At 64.5% G+C, this 16,963-nt stretch carries 16 protein-coding genes; 10 read left to right on the top strand and 6 right to left on the bottom strand.

Features of this window, described 5'->3' with window-relative positions:
• Window positions 1-142: 142 nt before the first annotated feature.
• From LE197_RS19040 to LE197_RS19025, 4 genes are all read right to left on the bottom strand, one after another.
• Window positions 143-1,318 carry an MFS transporter gene (locus tag LE197_RS19040; protein ID WP_034030817.1) on the bottom strand — a complete coding sequence of 392 codons (1,176 nt, stop codon included), beginning with the start codon at window positions 1,316-1,318 and terminating at the stop codon, window positions 143-145.
• Between the two features lie 139 nt (window positions 1,319-1,457).
• A complete protein-coding gene (locus tag LE197_RS19035; RefSeq protein WP_034030818.1) occupies window positions 1,458-2,693 on the bottom strand; it encodes an NAD(P)/FAD-dependent oxidoreductase in 1,236 nt (411 codons plus the stop codon).
• Window positions 2,694-2,705: 12 nt separating this feature from the next.
• Window positions 2,706-3,026 (bottom strand): 2Fe-2S iron-sulfur cluster-binding protein, encoded by a 321-nt coding sequence (locus LE197_RS19030; RefSeq protein WP_034030819.1) that lies wholly within the window; start codon window positions 3,024-3,026, stop codon window positions 2,706-2,708.
• 23 nt (window positions 3,027-3,049) lie between these two features.
• A complete protein-coding gene (locus tag LE197_RS19025) occupies window positions 3,050-4,315 on the bottom strand; it encodes an MFS transporter (protein ID WP_034030820.1) in 1,266 nt (421 codons plus the stop codon).
• A gap of 164 nt (window positions 4,316-4,479) precedes the next feature.
• Here LE197_RS19025 and LE197_RS19020 point away from each other — a divergent pair, with 164 nt between their 5' ends.
• The 7 genes from LE197_RS19020 (at window position 4,480) to LE197_RS18990 (ending at window position 11,864) form a co-directional block, all read left to right on the top strand.
• Window positions 4,480-6,132, top strand: a complete 1,653-nt coding sequence (locus LE197_RS19020) for a methyl-accepting chemotaxis protein (RefSeq protein ID WP_034030821.1) — start codon at window positions 4,480-4,482, stop codon at window positions 6,130-6,132.
• A gap of 277 nt (window positions 6,133-6,409) precedes the next feature.
• The gene (locus LE197_RS19015; protein WP_027897510.1) at window positions 6,410-6,640 is read left to right on the top strand and encodes a ferredoxin; all 231 of its coding nucleotides are present in this window, start codon (window positions 6,410-6,412) and stop codon (window positions 6,638-6,640) included.
• 54 nt (window positions 6,641-6,694) lie between these two features.
• Window positions 6,695-7,456, top strand: coding sequence for an SDR family NAD(P)-dependent oxidoreductase (locus LE197_RS19010; protein WP_034030822.1), 762 nt, complete (start codon window positions 6,695-6,697; stop codon window positions 7,454-7,456).
• A gap of 62 nt (window positions 7,457-7,518) precedes the next feature.
• Complete coding sequence (locus tag LE197_RS19005) at window positions 7,519-8,463, top strand: VOC family protein (protein WP_034030823.1); 945 nt, start codon at window positions 7,519-7,521, stop codon at window positions 8,461-8,463.
• A 2-nt stretch (window positions 8,464-8,465) separates the two neighbouring features.
• Window positions 8,466-9,350 (top strand): fumarylacetoacetate hydrolase family protein, encoded by an 885-nt coding sequence (locus LE197_RS19000; RefSeq protein WP_034030824.1) that lies wholly within the window; start codon window positions 8,466-8,468, stop codon window positions 9,348-9,350.
• The gene (locus LE197_RS18995) at window positions 9,347-10,984 is read left to right on the top strand and encodes an MFS transporter (RefSeq protein ID WP_052168378.1); all 1,638 of its coding nucleotides are present in this window, start codon (window positions 9,347-9,349) and stop codon (window positions 10,982-10,984) included. The genes LE197_RS19000 and LE197_RS18995 overlap by 4 nt, the downstream gene beginning before the upstream one ends.
• An 85-nt stretch (window positions 10,985-11,069) precedes the next feature.
• Window positions 11,070-11,864: an IclR family transcriptional regulator gene (locus tag LE197_RS18990; RefSeq protein WP_034030825.1), complete on the top strand. Its 795-nt coding sequence runs from the start codon at window positions 11,070-11,072 to the stop codon at window positions 11,862-11,864.
• 17 nt (window positions 11,865-11,881) lie between these two features.
• Here the strand turns inward: LE197_RS18990 and LE197_RS18985 are convergent, their stop codons facing one another.
• Together LE197_RS18985 and LE197_RS18980 are read right to left on the bottom strand one after the other, a co-directional pair.
• Entirely contained in the window at window positions 11,882-13,072 is a 1,191-nt protein-coding gene (locus LE197_RS18985; protein WP_034030826.1) for a thiolase family protein, read from the bottom strand.
• Complete coding sequence (locus LE197_RS18980; protein ID WP_034030827.1) at window positions 13,072-13,470, bottom strand: Zn-ribbon domain-containing OB-fold protein; 399 nt, start codon at window positions 13,468-13,470, stop codon at window positions 13,072-13,074. The genes LE197_RS18985 and LE197_RS18980 overlap by 1 nt, the downstream gene beginning before the upstream one ends.
• 141 nt (window positions 13,471-13,611) lie before the next feature.
• Between LE197_RS18980 and LE197_RS18975 the strand changes: the two genes are divergently transcribed.
• The 3 genes from LE197_RS18975 to LE197_RS18965 all read left to right on the top strand — a co-directional run bounded on the left by LE197_RS18975 (window position 13,612) and on the right by LE197_RS18965 (window position 16,936).
• Window positions 13,612-14,313, top strand: a complete 702-nt coding sequence (locus tag LE197_RS18975) for an SDR family NAD(P)-dependent oxidoreductase (protein ID WP_034030828.1) — start codon at window positions 13,612-13,614, stop codon at window positions 14,311-14,313.
• A 43-nt stretch (window positions 14,314-14,356) separates the two neighbouring features.
• Window positions 14,357-15,358, top strand: a complete 1,002-nt coding sequence (locus LE197_RS18970; protein ID WP_034030829.1) for a fumarylacetoacetate hydrolase family protein — start codon at window positions 14,357-14,359, stop codon at window positions 15,356-15,358.
• Window positions 15,359-15,535: 177 nt separating this feature from the next.
• Window positions 15,536-16,936 (top strand): Rieske 2Fe-2S domain-containing protein, encoded by a 1,401-nt coding sequence (locus LE197_RS18965; RefSeq protein ID WP_034030830.1) that lies wholly within the window; start codon window positions 15,536-15,538, stop codon window positions 16,934-16,936.
• Window positions 16,937-16,963: the final 27 nt, after the last annotated feature.

The following is a 16,963-nucleotide window of genomic DNA, read 5'->3' as shown; positions in this document are numbered from 1 at the left end:
AGGTCTATGGAATGGAGCTTGTGGAGGATGGTGTGGTGGGTTCGCCGGCTGCCGGGGCGTTGGCGGAAGAATGCAGGTGTCGATTTTTGTGGGCAATATTATTTAAATTGTTCAGTTATTTTCTGGCGCCAGCGTCCACGCTTCACTGACCGGGGCGTTGGCGCAGGTACAGCACCAGGGTAAGACCGAGGGTCGAGAGCAGGGCCGAGCAGAAGAAAATCCATGACAGGCCGAAATGGGCGGCCACCAGCCCCATCAGCGGGCCTGCCAGCCCCACGGCCAGGTCGAAGAACAGCGAGAGGGTGCTCAGGGCCGAATTGCGGTTGGCCTCCGGCGTACGCGCCAGGGTTTCCACCGCCAGCCCCGGATAGACCCAGGAAACGCCCAGGCCGGTCAGTGCCGAGCCGAGGATCGCCTGCAGGGGCGAAGGCGCCAGCCAGATGAGCAGCAGACCCAGAGTCTGCACGGCCATGCAGAGCGTGACCACCCGGTAGCCGCCGAAGCGCGGCAGCGCATTGGGCGAGGCCAGCCTGGCGCAGATGAAGGCGACGCCGAAGGCGCTCAGACAATAGGCCGCGTTGGCCCAGCCCAGGCTGTCGAAGTACAAGGCGATGAAGGCGGTCAGACTGCCGAAGCCCACCGAACTGCAGGCGACGGCCAGGCCGTTGGGCAGTACGGTGAGGAATACGCTGTGGAACGGCAGGCGCACGCCCGACAGCAAGGGCGCGGGAGGCCTCGTGCGGGCGAACAGCAGGGGCAGGCAGCCGAGCAGGATGATGCCGATACCGATGCCGGCGAGCCCCAGGTGATCCCGTATCAGTACCCCGAGTGGCGCGCCGATGGCGGTGCCGCCATAGGCGGCGATACCGTTCCAGGACATGACCTGCGCGGTGCGTGCCGTACCGTGCAGGCCGATGGCCCAGGTGCAGCAGGGCGTGGAGATCAGGGCCGAAGAGATGCCCTGGAGGATGCGCCCGGCCATCAGCAGCGCCAGGCCGACCCAGGGGGAGGCCGGCAGGATGATCGCCAGGGCTGTCAGCAGGCCACTGCCCGTCAGCACGGCCAACCCCGCCATCACCGTGCGCTTGGCACCGAAACGGTCGGCGAGCTGTCCGGCCAGTGGGCGCGACATCAGGGTCGTCAGGTATTGCGTGCCGATCACCAGGCCAGCCACCGCACTGCCGAAGCCCAGGGTGTTCAGCACATGGCCGGGCAGCACGGCCAGCGGCAGTCCGTTGCTGATGAAGGAGGCGAAATTGAAGCAGACGATCGAGATGATCGACAGGCCGGCGGGGAGCGATTGGCTGCGGGCTTTCATGGCATGTCGCCTTGTGCGGACGCGAAGTCAGCGAAGGCCCGGTCGCCGAGGGGCCCGGGGTTGATGGGGCGGCCAACGATGTGGGGCAGGGCTCTCGGTGGCCTGTGCCACGCCCGCGAGCGGACGCGGCGCAGGGCGGTCAGTCGCGGTTGGCGGCTTCCCAGACCTTGAGCTCGAAGCCCTCGGCGGCCGCTTCGGCGGCCGTCAGCCTGGGCGGGCGGGAGAGGATCTTGCGCGCGGCCATATGGTCGCCCGGCCGGTTGCAGGACTCCACCGCGACCAACTGGTCGTCACGGAAGCACAGCACCGAGAGCTGGTGGGCTTCCGTCGAGCCGAGGGTGACGGTGCTGTCATAGCCGCTGGAAAGCCCGGCGATCTGCAGCTTGAGGTTGCCCTGGTCGGTCCAGAACCAGGGCAACGCCCCGTATGGGGCCGGCTTGCCGAGCAGCCGAGCGGCCACGTTGCGTGCCTGGTCGGCGGCGTTCTGCACGGATTCCAGGCGGGTCGGCCGCTCGCCGTTCTGCAGGCAGGGGAAGCAGGCGACGTCGCCGAGAGCGGAGATGTGCGGATCGGAGGTCAGCAGATTGGCGTCCACGCGGATGCCGTTCTCGATGGCCAGGCCCGCTTCGCTGGCCAATTGGGTGTTGGGGATCACGCCGATGCCGAAGACCACTAGGTCGGCCGGCAGCTTGCGTCCGTCCGAGGTTTCCACGCCGCTGACCTTGCCATCGCTGCCTTCGACGCGGGTCAGGCCCTGGCGGAAGTCGAATTTCACTCCCCAGGCCTCGTGCGCCTGGCGAAACAGTTGGGACATCTCCGTCGAAACGGCGCGCGCCATCGGCCGATCGCCGAGCTCCAGCACATGCACGCTGGCGCCCAGTTCGGCGGCTACCGCGGCGAATTCCAGGCCGATGAAGCCGGCGCCGACCACCACCACGTTGCGTACCTCCCTCACCAGCGGGGCGAGGGCGTCGGCATCCTGCTTGGTCTTGACGCCGAACACGCCTTGCAGCTCGGCACCGGGCACCGGTAGCGGACGGTTGTGCGCGCCAGTGGCCAGTACCAGGTGGTCGTAGGCGACCGCCTCGCCGGAGGCGAGCAGGACGCGGCGGTTCTGCCGGTCGATGGCCGTTGCCTGATTATGCACCAGGTCGATGCGCTGGGCAGTGAAGAAGTCGGCTGGACGGAACAGCAGGGCGTTCTCGTTGATCTTGCCGAGCAGGTAGGCCTTGGACAGCGGTGGTCGCTGGTAGGGCAGGCCGGGCTCGTCGCCGATCAGCGTGATGCTGCCGTCGTATCCCTCCTGGCGTAGCGAGGCCGCTACCTGGAAACCGGCCTGGCCGGCACCGACTATGACTACTGAAGCGAGTGACATGGGGACCTCTTCTTAGAATTGTGATGCGGGCAGGTGCAGCACCAGGCCGTCGAGCTCTTCGGTCATGAACACCTGGCAGGTCAGGCGGCTGTTGTCGCGGCGCTCGAAGGCGCAGTCGAGCATGTCGTTTTCGGTGCTATCCAGGGCCGGGAGGCGGTTCAGCCAGGCCTCGTCGACGTAGGCGTGACAGGTGGCGCAGGCGCAGGCTCCGCCGCAGTCGGCGGGGATGCCGGGCACCGAGGCGAAGGTGGCGGCCTGCATGACGGATTGGCCAACGTCAGCGGATACCTTGTGTGCGGTGCCATCGTGCTCGATGAAAGTCAGTGTGGGCATGGTCTTCTCCTGGGATGCTCGGGTCAGGGGTGGGCCGCTATCGGCGTCGGTTCGAAGCGCGGGACGCGGCCCAGGGTCAGCAAGAGCAGGGGGCCGATCAGGCTGCAGGCAATGGCGTAGATCAGCATGGGTGAGTAGGAGCCGGTGCGGCTGAGCAGGAAGGCGAACAGCAGCGGGGCGAGAGCGGAGGCCACCGTATTCAGGCCTTGATGCACGCCGAACAGTCGCCCGTATTCGCGCAACCCGAAGTAGCGGGCGACCAGGAAGGCGGCGATGTCGAACTCGGCGCCAGCACCGAAGCCGACTAGGATCGCCGCCAGCAGCAGTGGAGCGAATTCGACGGTGCCGCCGAGGTAGATCAGGCAACCGATGGCCGGCAGGGACAGGCTGACGGCAGATACCAGCGGTGGCCACATGCGATCGAGCAGGTAGCCGATGAGCAGGCGGCCGAAGATCAGGGCGATGCCGAAGCCACTGAAGATCAGGTTGGCCTCGCTGGCCGACAGCCCCTTGCTCTGCAGCATGGGCACCGTGCTGGTGACCATGCCGATGATCGAGGAAATCACCAGGGCCAGGGCCAGGTTGCAGGTCCAGAACTTGCTCGAGCGCATGCCTTCGCGAAAGCTCATGCCGGGCAGGTTCTGCAGTTCCTTGCCGTGTCCCTGGGCGGCGCCACCGCTGCTGGAAATCCTGAACCACAGCAGGGTCAGCGGCAGCAGGACCAGCAGATTGAGCAGGGCGAGGATGACGAAGGCGGCGCGCCAGTCCCACTGCTCGATGCCCCAGGACATCAGTTGCGGAATGGTGGCGGCGGTCAGCCCGGTGCCGGACAGGCCGATCGCCAGGGCCAGGCCGCGATTGCGGTCGTACCAGAGGCTGAGCAATTGGGTCCAGGTCACGGCGAGTGCGCCCATGCCGACCAGGGGAAGGACGGCGAAGGCCAGATACAGCGACCAGACCGAGCCCTGCAACTGGGTGGTGGCCAGGTAGCCCAGCGACAGCATGATCAGCGAGGCCACCGTCATGCGTTTTATGCCGAAGCGTAGGTTGAACCAGCCGACCAGTTGCAAGGCGATCACCGCGCCGCCGAACAGGAAGGAGATGGCTACCTGCTGTTCGCTCTTGCTCCAGCCGAAGGCCTGTTCCAGCGGCACGACCAGGGTGCCGAAGCCATAGAGCAGCGACGCATTGATACTGATGGCGATGCCGACCACGGAGAGCAGCAGGACTCTCCAGCCTTGCCGGAATTCGCTGAGGTCGATCGCCGCTTCGTTTTTGGAAGAAGGCATGGTCTGGCGTCCTTATTGGATTTATTCGGCCAAGCACCGTAGGGGGCTGATTTTTTTGATCCGTATTCCGATAATAGAATCGAATGCTGTATAGAGAATATTGCGGGGTGGATGGTCTGTCTAGTCATGCCATGCCGATCCATAACAACAAGAGGTCGATATCCATGCCATTCCTGAGAAATCTATCCATCGGCGCCAAGCTCCTGGTGCTCCCCACTTTGATCGTGCTCGCTCTGCTGATCATCTCGGCGGTGGCCTACCGGGGGCTGGCCACGCAGCAGGCGGTGATCGAGGAGATCGACCACTTGCGCTTCCAGCAGTACAGGACGGTGCTCGAGACCTCGACTGCTTCCCAGGCTGCGATGGTTGGCGCTTATGCCATGGGCGCGCGCATTCTCGAGTCCAATGGCGAGGCGTTCTCCGAGGAACTGGAGTCCTACCTCGAGGATATGCAGGCCAGCGTCGATGACATGCGCGCCGGGTTGGACAAACTGACCCGCGAGACGCGCCTGGGCGAGGAGGAAAAGATCCTCGTGCGCGCGGTGGAAGATCAGGCCGGTGTGTTCGGCGAGGGTCTGGCCGATTTCAAGCGCGCCGCGCTGGAGGAGCAGTTGCAGGCGGCCTCGCTGCTGGGCCGGGTGCGTGCCGAGTACTACGGCCTGCAGGGCCAGTTCAATCGCCTGCTGGGCCTGCAGGCGGAGTTGACCGCCAGCGCCTTCGCCGAAGCCGGCGCCATGGTGCGGCAGGTGTCGCGGATCCTTGTCGGCGTGCTGCTGGCAGCCATCGTCCTGGCGTTGCTGGTCAGCCTGCTATTGCGCGGCCAGATCGTCCGCTCCATCCGTGAAATCGAGCAAGCCTCGATAAAATTGCGTGACGGCGACCTGACCCAGCGTGTGCGGGTCATCGGCCGCGACGAGATCGCTCACACGGCGCAGGCCTTCAACGAACTGATCGACGGCTTCCAGCAGGCCATGCGTCAGGTCGCCAGTGTGGCGGCGTCGGTCAGTGCCTCGGCCGAGGAACTGGTGGGAACCTCGACCAGGGTGGCGGAGAGCTCCACGGCCCAGGCCGGCGCGGTAGGCGAGGTGTCGATGACGATGGAGCAGATGAGTGCGGGCATCGCGTCGATATCCAGGCACGCGGAGAGCCTGCGCAGTTCCGCCGAGGCCAGCTTGCGCGGCTCGGAGGATGGGCATCTGGCGCTGTCGCGCCTGCTTGAAAAGATCGACAGCGTGCGTCATGCGTTCTCCGCCATTCGCGGTTCGGTGGGCGATTTCGTCGAGAGCACCACGGCGATCACCACCAGCATCACCCAGGTCAAGGACCTGTCCGCGCAGACCAACCTGCTGGCGCTCAATGCGGCGATCGAGGCGGCACGTGCTGGTGAGAGCGGGAGAGGCTTCAGTGTGGTGGCCGACGAGGTGCGCAATCTGGCGCAGCGTTCGGCGCTGGCGGCCAATTCGATCAATGAGCTGACCGTGAGGCTGGAGAGCCAGTCCGAGGTCGTCGACGAGGCCCTGCGCGCAGGGACAGTGGCGCTGGACGACAGTGGCAGGTTGCTAAGCGAACTGGAAAGCACCTTGCAGCAGGCGGCGGAGCTGGTTGGCGACTCCACGCGCGGAGTGGAGCAGATCGCCGATGCGGTGCGGGTGCAGAGCGAGGGCGGGCGGGATATCGCGTCGAACGTGGAGCGAATCGCACGTATGGCGGGGGAAGGGGATGCGATCACTCACAGGGTTTCCAGCGCCGTGGCGGGCCTGCGCGAGCTGTCCGAAGAGCTGAATCTGGCGATGAGTCGCTTTCGTTTCGAGGCGTGACGACAGATGTGCGCCGACCGTTCATCGCGGAAGAGCGGTGCTCTGCGCAGCTTGATTTGTTTGTTTTTGTACAAAAAATATATTTTGTGTCTATTTTATACCTGATTTTCCTCTGTATTCGTTCGTTTTGAGTCAGCTAATCTGGCTGAAATTTTTAACATATAGCTGATTTTTAAGGATTATTTCTGATGGTTTGGATGGGTTGAACACGGGTTGTTTACAAATTTTTTGAAAGTGTTCATTATTTTCCTGGCCTGCCTACATGAGGAGAACCAAGATGAGTTCGAATAAAGCGCGGTTCGAGGTCGTGGTCGACCGCAGTCGGTGCTGTGGCTATGGCCTCTGCGCCGCCATCTGCCCCAGCGTCTATAAACTGGATGCCGATGGCCTGGTGTACGTGGATAGCAAGGTCGTTCCCCCGGAGCTGGAGGACGAGGCGCGTGAAGGCGCCGAGGCGTGCCCGGCCGAGGCGATCTGGCTCGAAGATCTCAAGCCCGACAGAGAATGATTGATGTGGTCGTTGCCGTATGAACGTGAATAAGAACAAAAAGTGGAGGGTGCTATGAGCGGGCGTCTGGACGGTAAGGTGGCGTTGATCACGGGAACCGGAGGTGGTCAGGGCAGGGTGGCGGCATTGCGCTTCGCCCGTGAGGGCGCCATTGTCGTGGGCTGTGACTGCAATGCCGCGGCCCATGAGGAAACCGTGGCCCTGCTGCGGGCGGAAGGACTGAGCCTGTATGGCCAGGCCCCCGTGGACCTGGGTGACCACGAGCAGGCCCGGGCCTGGGTCGAGCAGGCCGCCGCCGAACATGGCGGCATCGATATCCTCTACAACAATGCCTCGGCCGCGCGTTTCGGCAAGGTCAACGAGTTTTCCATCGAAGACTGGCATTACACCATCCGCAACGAAATCGACCTGTTGTTCTACACCACCAAATATGCCTGGGATCACCTGGCCGAGCGCCGTGGGGTGATCATCAACGTGTCGTCCACGGCCGCCTGGGGTGGCTCCAAGGTGGCGGGCATCGCCGCCCATGCCGCAGCCAAGGGTGCGGTGGTTTCCTTCACTCGCCAGTTGGCGGTGGAAGGTGCGCCGCTCGGCATCCGCGCCGTCAGCCTCAGCCCCGGCTTCGTGGCCACGCCCGGTACCGAAGCGTTCCTGAAGAATCCCGAGATCCGTGCCGCTCTGCTCGACGGCGTGCTGATGGACCGTCCGGGCGAGCCCGAGGAAGTGGTGGCCCTGGCGCTGTTCCTGGCTTCCAGCGAGGCATCCTTCGTCACGGGCTCCGATTTCGTCATCGATGGTGGTCTGCTGGCCATCTAGTTTCAGGCGGCCGCAGCAGTCGGCCGCGCGTCCAAACGACATGCGAACAATAAGGTGAAGTCATGGATATCATCGGCATCGGTTATATAGGGTTCGAGACTGCGAATCTCGATGCGTGGCGCGAATACGGCCCACAGGTCATGGGCTTCGGTATCGGTAAATCGCCGGAGAGCGACCCGCAATCGCTGTATTTTCGCATCGACGACCGTCGCCACCGCTTCGCTTTCCATCCCGGCAAGGTCGATCGCCTGGCCTACATCGGCTGGGAGGCGGTTGGGCGCATGGCGTTCGAGGACGGTTTGAGGAAGCTAGAAGCAGCCGGCGTCGAGTTCACACGTGGCGACGCCGCTTTTTGCGAGTTGCGTGGGGTGCGAGAGGTGGTGCGTTTCCGCGATCCGGTGGGTTACCAATACGAGCTGTTCTACGGTCAGAAATGGACGCCACGCTCGTTCATTCCCGGGCGGCCGCATTCCGGTTTCCTGGCCGACGAGCGTGGTGCCGGGCACGTAGTGCTGATCACCCCGGAATACACCCCGGAACTGGAGAGTTTCCTGCTCGATGTGATGGGCTTCCATTGGTATGGCGCGGGTGCCGGCAAGGGGCGTACCGGCTTCTTCCGCGCCAAGCTGAACAACCACACCAGCCATGACATCGCCTATGGCCACGGCCCGGGGCGCATGGGCGTGCAGCACGTCGGCCTGTTCGTGCGCAATGTGCGCGACGTCGGCGAAACCTACGACATCGTGCGCAAGCGCGAGCTGCCGATGATGATGACCCTCGGTCAGCACAGCCAGGATCCGCACCTGTCCTTCTATCATTTCACCCCATCCGGCTTTGCCTTCGAGACCATCGCCGAGATCGAGCCCTGGCAGGGCGACCCCTTCGAACTCAACCCCGAGAGCCTGAGTCTGTGGGGACACGAGATCGTCGGGCCGATCCTCGGGCCGAGCGTGCGCACCCCCGAGGAGGTGCTGGACGCCGAGTACCTGGCCGCCAAGAAGCACTGAACGTGCGTCTGGCGAGGGTCGAGTCGGGCGGCGAGGCGTTCTGGGCGCTGCTCGACCCGGACCTTCAGCGCCTGCGTCGCATCCGCGAGCCGTTCTCCGCCTGGGCGCCGGCCCTGGGGCAGGGGCGGGCTACCCGTCTGGGGCTCGATGACGAGCGTTTGGAGCTGTCGGCTTGCCGCCTGCTGCCACCCCTGCAGCCGGGCGCGCGGGTCTTCGGCGTGGGGCTGAACTACCGGAGCCACCTGGAACGCCTGGGTAGTTCGCCGCCGGCCCATCCGCTCGCCTACCTGAAACCGGATTCCGCCCTGGTTGGGGCGCACGACGAGGTCGCCTATCCGGCCCTGACCGGGCAGCTCGACTACGAGGTCGAGCTGATCGCGGTGGTCGCCCGGCCGCTGGGCGACGAGCCCCGGGCCAGCGCCTGCCTGCTCGGCTATACGGTCGGCAACGATGTCAGCGCGCGGGACGCGGGCCGGCGCATCGCCCGCCTCGATCTGCTGACCCAGAAGGCGATGGACCGCACCACGCCGGTCGGTCCCTGGATCGTCACCCTCGACGAACTGGGTGGCCCCGGGCAGCCGGAGCTGGATATGAGCCTGAGTGTGAATGGTGAGTTACGCCAGCAGGACAACAGTCGCCAGATGATCTTTCCCGTCGACGAGCTGCTCAACTATCTCGATGCCCGCATCAGTCTGCGCCCGGGCGATCTGGTGTTCACCGGTTCGACCCACGGGGTGGGGCTGGAAGATGGCCGCTTCCTGGCGCCGGGCGACCTGGTGGAGGCGCATATCGAGGGGCTCGGCACTCTATGCAATCGCATTGGTACGCAGCGCGTCCTGAGTCCCGCGCGTGGTGTCGGACGGCTGGGATGGCCCACAGGCGAATGAACATGCACAGGCAAACTTCTTCCGCCCCGGCGGACTCGCTGACGGCTTCGGAGCAGGCTTCATTCTGGGCGCCATTGCGCCATCGGTTGTTCGTCGGGCTATGGCTCGCCTGCGCCATCGCCAATCTGGCGATCTGGATGCAGACGGTGGGCGCGGCCTGGATTATGACCCAACTGACGGCGTCGCCGCTGATGGTTTCCCTGGTGCAGACGGCAATCACCCTGCCGGTCTTTCTATTCGGCTTGCCGGGCGGGGTGCTGGCCGACCGGATGGACCCGCGGCGCCTGCTGCTGGTCACCCAGTCGGCCATGCTGGTCGCGTCCGCGGCACTCTGCCTGTTGGCCTGGGGCGACCTGCTGCAGGCCTGGTCGCTGCTGTTGTTCACCTTCATCCTGGGCAGCGGCAGCGCCTTGGGCATGGCGGCCTGGATGACTACGCTGGTCGGCGTCATCCCTCGCGAGCAGGTGCCGGCGGCGGTATCCCTCTGCGGCATTTCCATCAATGCCACCCGCGCCCTGGGACCGGCCCTGGCCGGCGCTTTGATCGTCTGGTGGAGCACCGCCTCGGTATTCCTGGCCATTACCCTATGTATGGTCGCGGTGATCGCCTTCATCTTCGTGCGTTTGCCGGCCAGTGCGCGGACGGAAGGCTTGCCGCCGGAAACCTTGACCGGCGGTATGCGTAGCGGCCTGCGCTACATTCGTCACTCGGCGGTGCTGTCCAGCGCGCTCAAGCAGGTATTCGTCTTTACCAGTTGCGCCAGCGCGCTGTGGGCGCTGTTGCCGCTGGTAGCCAAGGATGAGCTGGGCATGGACGCCGGTGGCTACGGTCTGCTGATGGCGTTCATGGGGGCCGGCGCGGTGCTGGCTGCGTTTGGCCTGACCAGCGTCTATCAGCGTTTCCCTCTGCGCCGGCTGATCGCCGTCGGCGCCGCCGCCTTCGCCACGGCAACCCTGGCGGCGGCGTTGTCGCACAGCCAGGCGGTGGTATGCGCCATGCTGGTGCTGGCCGGTATGGGCTGGATGGCGGTAAACGCAACCATCTCCACCGTGGTGCAGACCTACGCGGCGAACTGGGTGCGCGCCCGGGTCGCCTCGGTGTATCTGCTGGTTCTGATGGGCTCGATGGCATTGGGGGGCGCCCTGTGGGGTGTCCTGGCGCAGTACCTGGGGTTGGGCAATAGCCTGCTGCTGTCGGCGTCGAGCATCCTGCTCGGGTTGTTGCTGACGCGTCGCGGTGAGATCGTCATGGGCCGGGAGGCGGATTTCGCCGACGCGCAGCAGACCGACAAGTTGGTGTTGGCCGGGGAGGTGGCCCATGACGACGGCCCCGTGTGCATCGAAGTCAGTTACCGGGTGGCGGCTGCCGAGCGTGATGCGTTCCTGCACGCGGTCTATGCCATCGGCCAGACACGGCGGCGTAATGGCGCGCGCAACTGGCGTCTGTACCGTAATCTGGAGGAAGCCGACCACTATAGCGAGCGCTTCATCGTCGAGTCGTGGCTGGATTACCTGCGCCAGCGCGGGAGACTGACCCAGAACGACGAAGCTCAGGAGTTGGCCCTGATGCGATTCCGCGATGGGCGGCGGGAGATCAAGCGCTATATCTACCAGGCGCCGGTGAAGCAGGTCTGAGGCCTGTTAGTCTCTATATTAAATTTGCCGTGCCTAAGTGTTCTCGGTATAGAATTACAGCGTCAAGCCAACCGAGAAAAAGCGCATGGATACTCCAGAGACCGTGGAAGTCGGCGGCGACCGCAAGGCAACGGGTGCGGTCACGGTAAAGCCGGTCGCCAACGCGATCCGCATCCTTCGTCACTTGAGTCAGAGCGGGGCGCCGGAGCGCTCGGTGGACATCGCCCGGCGGCTATCGATCAACCCCAGCACCTGTTTCAACATCCTGCGCACCCTGGTGATGGAGGATGTCGTCGATTTCAATCCGATGTCGAAACGCTATTCGGCGGGGCTGGGCTTGGCCCGCCTGGTTGGGCAGTTGGTCACTCAGGGGCAGCGTGTGCAACTGGTCAAGCCGCTGCTGCAGGAGTTTGCGGCCCGTATGCGGGTGACCATTACCCTGTGGCGGCGTATGGGGGAGGACCGCATCGTGATCGTCAGCTCGGCGGCCAGTCCTGCCGATGTCCGCATCGACATGGCCGAAGGACAGCGCTTTCCCATGCAGATGGGGGCCAGCGGACGGTTGTTCTCGACGCAGCTGGACCTCGACACCCCGGAGTTCGAGGCCATCTACGAGCGGATTCGCTGGGCGCGCCCACTACCCATAGAAACCTACCGCGAGGAAGTGCGGTTGGCGGCGGAGCGGGGCTGGGCGATGGACGATGGCTATTTCTCGGTCGGCATCTTGGCCGTCGCCGCGCCGGTCTATTCCCCCGAAGGGTCGATCGACTTCACCGTTTCCGCCGTGATGTTTCGCGGTCAGCGCGATGATGAAGGGATCAAGGAGCTGGCTGGCGCGCTCACCGAGTTCTGCTCCGAGCTGGCCGACGTCCTGTTCTGACGCCGGCCGGGCATGGCTTACTCGCGGACCAGCAGCAGGCTGCCGCCCAGTGGTCCGCCGCCTGCGGCAACCACGGATACACGATTCTCCGCGGTCTGACGCCCTTCGGCGCGTCCCCATAGCTGCAGGCATGCCTCGTGGACGTAGCCCAGGCCATGGGTGCGGCCGCCGGACAGCTGGCCGCCGTTGGTGTTGATCGGCAGCCTACCGTCCAGGGCGATGCGCTGGCCTCCTTCGACAAAGGCGCCGCTCTCGCCCACCGGGCACAGGCCCAGTGCCTCCAGCCAGATCATGGTGAGGATCGAGAAGCCGTCGTAGAGCTGTGCCGAGTCGACATCGTCCGGGGTGTAGTCGGTGCGCTGCCACATCATCCGGGCAACATCGAAGGCCGCCATCTCGGTCAGGGAGATCTGATCCCAGGACCAGGGCTGGTTCAACGCGGCGCCTATCGCCTCGATGCGTATCGGCGCATGACGGCCATCGCGCGCGGCATCGCGGCGCGACAGGACGATGGCAGTGGAGGCATCGCAATGCACGTCGCAGTCGAACATGCGCAGCGGCGTGGAAATCATCCGCGACTGCATGTAGTCGTCCAGCGACATGGGGGTGCGGTAGATGGCCTTGGGGTTGCGCATGGCGTTCTGTCGGCAGGTCAGCGCGATCTGCGCGAGCTGTTCGGGTCGGGTGCCGTATTCGTGGAAATGACGCTGCGCGTACAGCGCCATCAGGTTGATGCCGGACAGCACATTGAAGGGCGTGAACCACTGCCAGGCATAGCTGCTGTCGCGCCCCTGGGTCTTGTTGCTCAGGGCACCGGCCTGTTTGTTGTGCAGACGCGCCGAGGCTTCGGTAATGGTGCGGAAAACCAGGACGTGCCGGCACAGGCCGGCGGCGATGGCCATGGCGCCATTGATCATGCCGGCCAGCGGACCGGGGCCCTCGTAGCCGGCGCCGAACCAGTTGAGGTTCAGGCCCAGGGCGCTTTTCAGGGCGCTGGGGCCGACCGGCGAGAAGGGGTCGCCATTGTTGTTGTCCCCTGGCCAGCAGGCCACACCATCGATGTCGTGGCGCTCCAGGCCGGCGTCGGCGATGGCTTCCAAGCAGGCATCAAGGGTCAGGCGCATGGCCGATTTGCTGGATGGCCGGGCCACCTCGGACTGGCCGATGCCGGTGATGGCGACATCTCTCTCGTAGCGCTGCTCAATCATCATTGATCCTTCTCGAACAGGGGCAGCCAGACATCCTCGACGTTCAGGAAGCTGACCCGTACCGGCATGTCGATATGCACCCGCTGTGGATCCATGCCGACGATGTTGCTGACAAAGCGCAGGCCCTCCTGCTCGGCCAGCTCGATGATGGCGACCACGTAGGGCACTTCCAGGTCGCTGTTCCACGGCTGGTAGTTGAGGGTGTAGCTCAGCACCTTGCCCTTTCCGGAAACCGCGCACGGCGCGACATCGAGGCTCGCACAGCGTGGACAGATCGGGCCGGGCGGGTGGAAGAAGCGCGTGCAATCGTTGCACTTATGGATCTGCAGTAGGCCGTGCTCGCCGCCCTGCCAGAAGGCACGGTTGTCGGCGTTGAGGGCGGGCAGTTTTCTGGACATTCGCGGAACCTGCAGGGGCACTGGCTTGGGGTGCCAATGACTTTAACAATTGTACATATTTTTGAAAAGTGTCATATATTGTTTGTCGAGGCGAGCACATACAGCCAGTCTCGCGCTAAACAACAAGAGGATTTCTTTGCCATGTCCCGGCCTTTGCAAGACAAGACAATCATAGTCACCGGCGGTTTCGGCGCTCTGGGTAGCGCCGTGGGCCGCCTGCTGCTGGAGCGCGGCGCGCAGGTCGCGCTGCTCGACCGCGCCGAGGCGCCCGCCAGCCTGGGTGAAGCTCCGGGCCTGCTGCCGCGGGGAGGCGTCGACCTGACTTCCGCCGACTCGGCACAGGCGGCCGTGGCCGAGGTGGCCGGGCATTTCGGGCGGATCGATGGGTTGGTCAACGTGGCCGGCGGCTTCGCCTGGGAGACCCTGGAAGGCGGTAGCCTGGAAACCTGGGACCGCCAGTACCAGATCAACCTGCGCACCGCGCTGGTGAGCAGCCAGGCGGCTCTGACCCATTTGCTCGACGCGCCGGCCGGGCGCATCGTCAACGTCGGCGCACTGGCGTCGCTGAAGGCTGGGCTGGGCATGGGCGCCTATGCGGCCTCCAAATCCGGCGTGGCGCGCCTGACCGAAGCCTTGGCCGAGGAGCTGAAGGACCGTGGCATCACCGTCAACGCCGTGCTGCCGAGCATCATCGACACCCAGGCGAACCGTGCCGACATGCCGGAGGCCGATGCCAGTCGCTGGGTCACGCCGGAGGCCCTGGCGAAGGTGATAGCCTTCCTGCTGTCGGACGACGCCGCGCCTATCACCGGCGCCTGCCTGCCCGTGGGTGGCCGGGTATGACGTCCGCTTTCCCCTGCTGGTACTCGACGGGAGTACAGGAAGCATGAGATTGGTCACCTTTACCGATGGCAGCGGCTTCGAGCGTGCCGGGGCGCTGCTGGAGAACGACCAGATCGTCCTCGACCTGCAGGCCGCCTGTCGGGAGCTGCAAGGGCACGAGCGAGCCGAACTGGCCAGCGTACTGGCGCTGGTCGAGGCCGGCGAGGACGGCCTGGCCCTGGCCCGTTCGCTGGTGGAGCGGGTGCCTGCCCAGGCGGTGCGCGAGCGCGCCCTGGTGAAGCTGCGCGCACCGATCCAGCCGCCGCCGCAGATGCGCGACTGCTCCTGCTTCGAGCTGCACCTGCGACAGAGCTTCGCCGCCGCGCGCCGCGCCCGGGCGCTGCGCACGCCGGACCCGGAAGTGACCCTCAAGGCGATGAGTACCCGCGCCGACGAGCGAGTCATAGAGACCTTCAACCGCCAGCCCATCTACTACAAGTGCAACCGCTTCGCAGTCATCGGCATCGACGACGAGTTCCAGTGGCCTAGTTTCAGCAAGGCGCTGGACTTCGAGCTGGAGTTCGGCTGCTACATCGGCAGGCGCGGCAAGGACATCAGCCGCGAGGCGGCTCGTTCGCACATCGTCGGCTACACCATCTTCAACGACATGAGCGCGCGTGATGCCCAGGCGGCGGAGATGCCCGGCATGCTCGGCCCGGCCAAGAGCAAGGACTTCGACACGGCGAACATCATGGGGCCGTGCCTGGTGACGGCCGACGAGCTGGGCGACCCCTATGACCTGAACATGGTCGCGCGGGTCAACGGCGAGGAGTGGGGGCGGGGCAACACCCGCGACATGCGCTGGGCCTTCGAGGACGTGATCGCCCACATCTCGCGTTCGGAAACCCTCCATCCCGGCGAATTCCTCGGTTCCGGCACAGTGGGCAACGGTTGTGGCCTGGAGCAGCTGCGCTACTTGCGGCCGGGCGACCTGGTCGAGCTGGAGGTGGATGGCATCGGAGTGCTGCGCACCCGGGTCGGCAGCGCCGGGCAAGTTGTTACCTGATGTGCCCGAATTACCTGCCCCGGGCACAGGAAGCCGGCGGTAGCGGGCATGCCCGGGGTGGGGAAGGAGGAATCACCCAGTTTTTGCGTGGTGATTTCTATGTACATTTTTATGAAAAGTGTCTTATATTTTGCTTCGGCTTAATATTCGCCGTAGTGCCCTGAACAGGAGGCAATCATGCTAACAAGAACAAGCCCTGTATTGTCCGACGGAACCAAGGTTTCCGACCTCATCTATCCCGATACCCGTGAAGTGCAGATGCGCGTGCTGTCGGACCGTGAGATCTACGAGCTGGAGATGGAGAAGATCTTCGGCAAGATCTGGGTGTTCCTCGGGCACGAGTCCGAGATCCCCAATTCCGGCGACTTCGTGGTCCGCGACATGGGCTCCGATTCGGTGATCGTTGCCCGTGGCAAGGACGGCGAAGTCTACGTGAACCTCAACGTCTGCCCGCACCGTGGCATGCGTATCAGCACGGCCGACTGCGGCAACACACAGATCCACAAGTGCATCTACCATGGCTGGGCCTTCCGACCCAACGGCGACTTCATCGGTTCGCCGGTCGAGCGCGAGTGCATGCACGGCAAAATGCTACCGAAGGAGGAGTTGGGTCTGAAGAAAGCCCGGGTGACGCTCTACGGCGGTCTGATCTTCGCTACCTGGAATGTCGATGGCCCGTCGTTCGACGAGTTCCTCGGCGATGCCAAGTGGTACTACGACATGCTGTTCTGCCGCTCCGACAAGGGCATGGAAGTGCTCGGCCCGCCGCAGCGCTTCATCGTCAACGCCAACTGGAAGACCGCCGGCGAGCAGTCCGCCGCCGATGGTTTCCACACCCTGACCTTGCACCGTTGGCTGGGCGAGGTGGGCAACTACGCGAAGAAAGGCGAAGGTGAAGGCGAGGGCGCCGATCTCAGCCCCGAGATGATCGGTGTGGAAATCAGTTCGCCGCACGGCCATGCTCTGCGCTGCATCGACCTGGCGCGCAAGATCAAGCGCCTGACCGGCCTCGATCCCGCGCAGCTGTCCGTGCAGGAGAAGCTGGACGCGCTACCGCCTGCCGGCATGACCCGCGACATGGTCGAGCAGCTTTACCGCAACCTGAGCGAGGAGCAGCTCGAGGTACTGACCAGCATGCCGCCGCAGGTAGGTGGGATGTTTCCGAACATTCTCTTTGGTTTTGTCTATATTCCCCAGCCGGACGGCGGTGTGGTCGGTTCTATGACCATGCATGCCTATGTGCCCCAGGGGCCGGACAAGCTCGAGTTCGTCAACTGGATCTTCGCCGAGAAGGATGCGCCGGCCGAATTGCGCGAGAAGATGCTGAAGCAGACCATCCAGCTGTTCGGCACCTCCGGCATGGTCGAGCAGGATGACTCGGACACCTGGCCACATATGACGCTGGCCGCCAAAGGAGCGATGGGCCGCCAGATGACCTTGAAATACCAGGCATGCTACGAGACTGGTGCTCCCGAGGGCTGGCCGGGGCCGGGTATCGTCAACGAGGGTTTCACCAAGGACGACACCCAGTGGCATTGGTGGCAGTACTGGCACGAGCTGATGACGGCTGAAGACTGATCGTCGCCCCTGGCACAACAACAATTT

The organism is Pseudomonas sp. PS1(2021) (assembly GCF_020405165.1).
Taxonomy (GTDB): Bacteria; Pseudomonadota; Gammaproteobacteria; order Pseudomonadales; family Pseudomonadaceae; genus Pseudomonas; species Pseudomonas aeruginosa.
The sequence above is the reverse complement of the archived record's forward strand: the minus strand, read 5'-3'. Positions and strand labels throughout refer to the sequence as shown.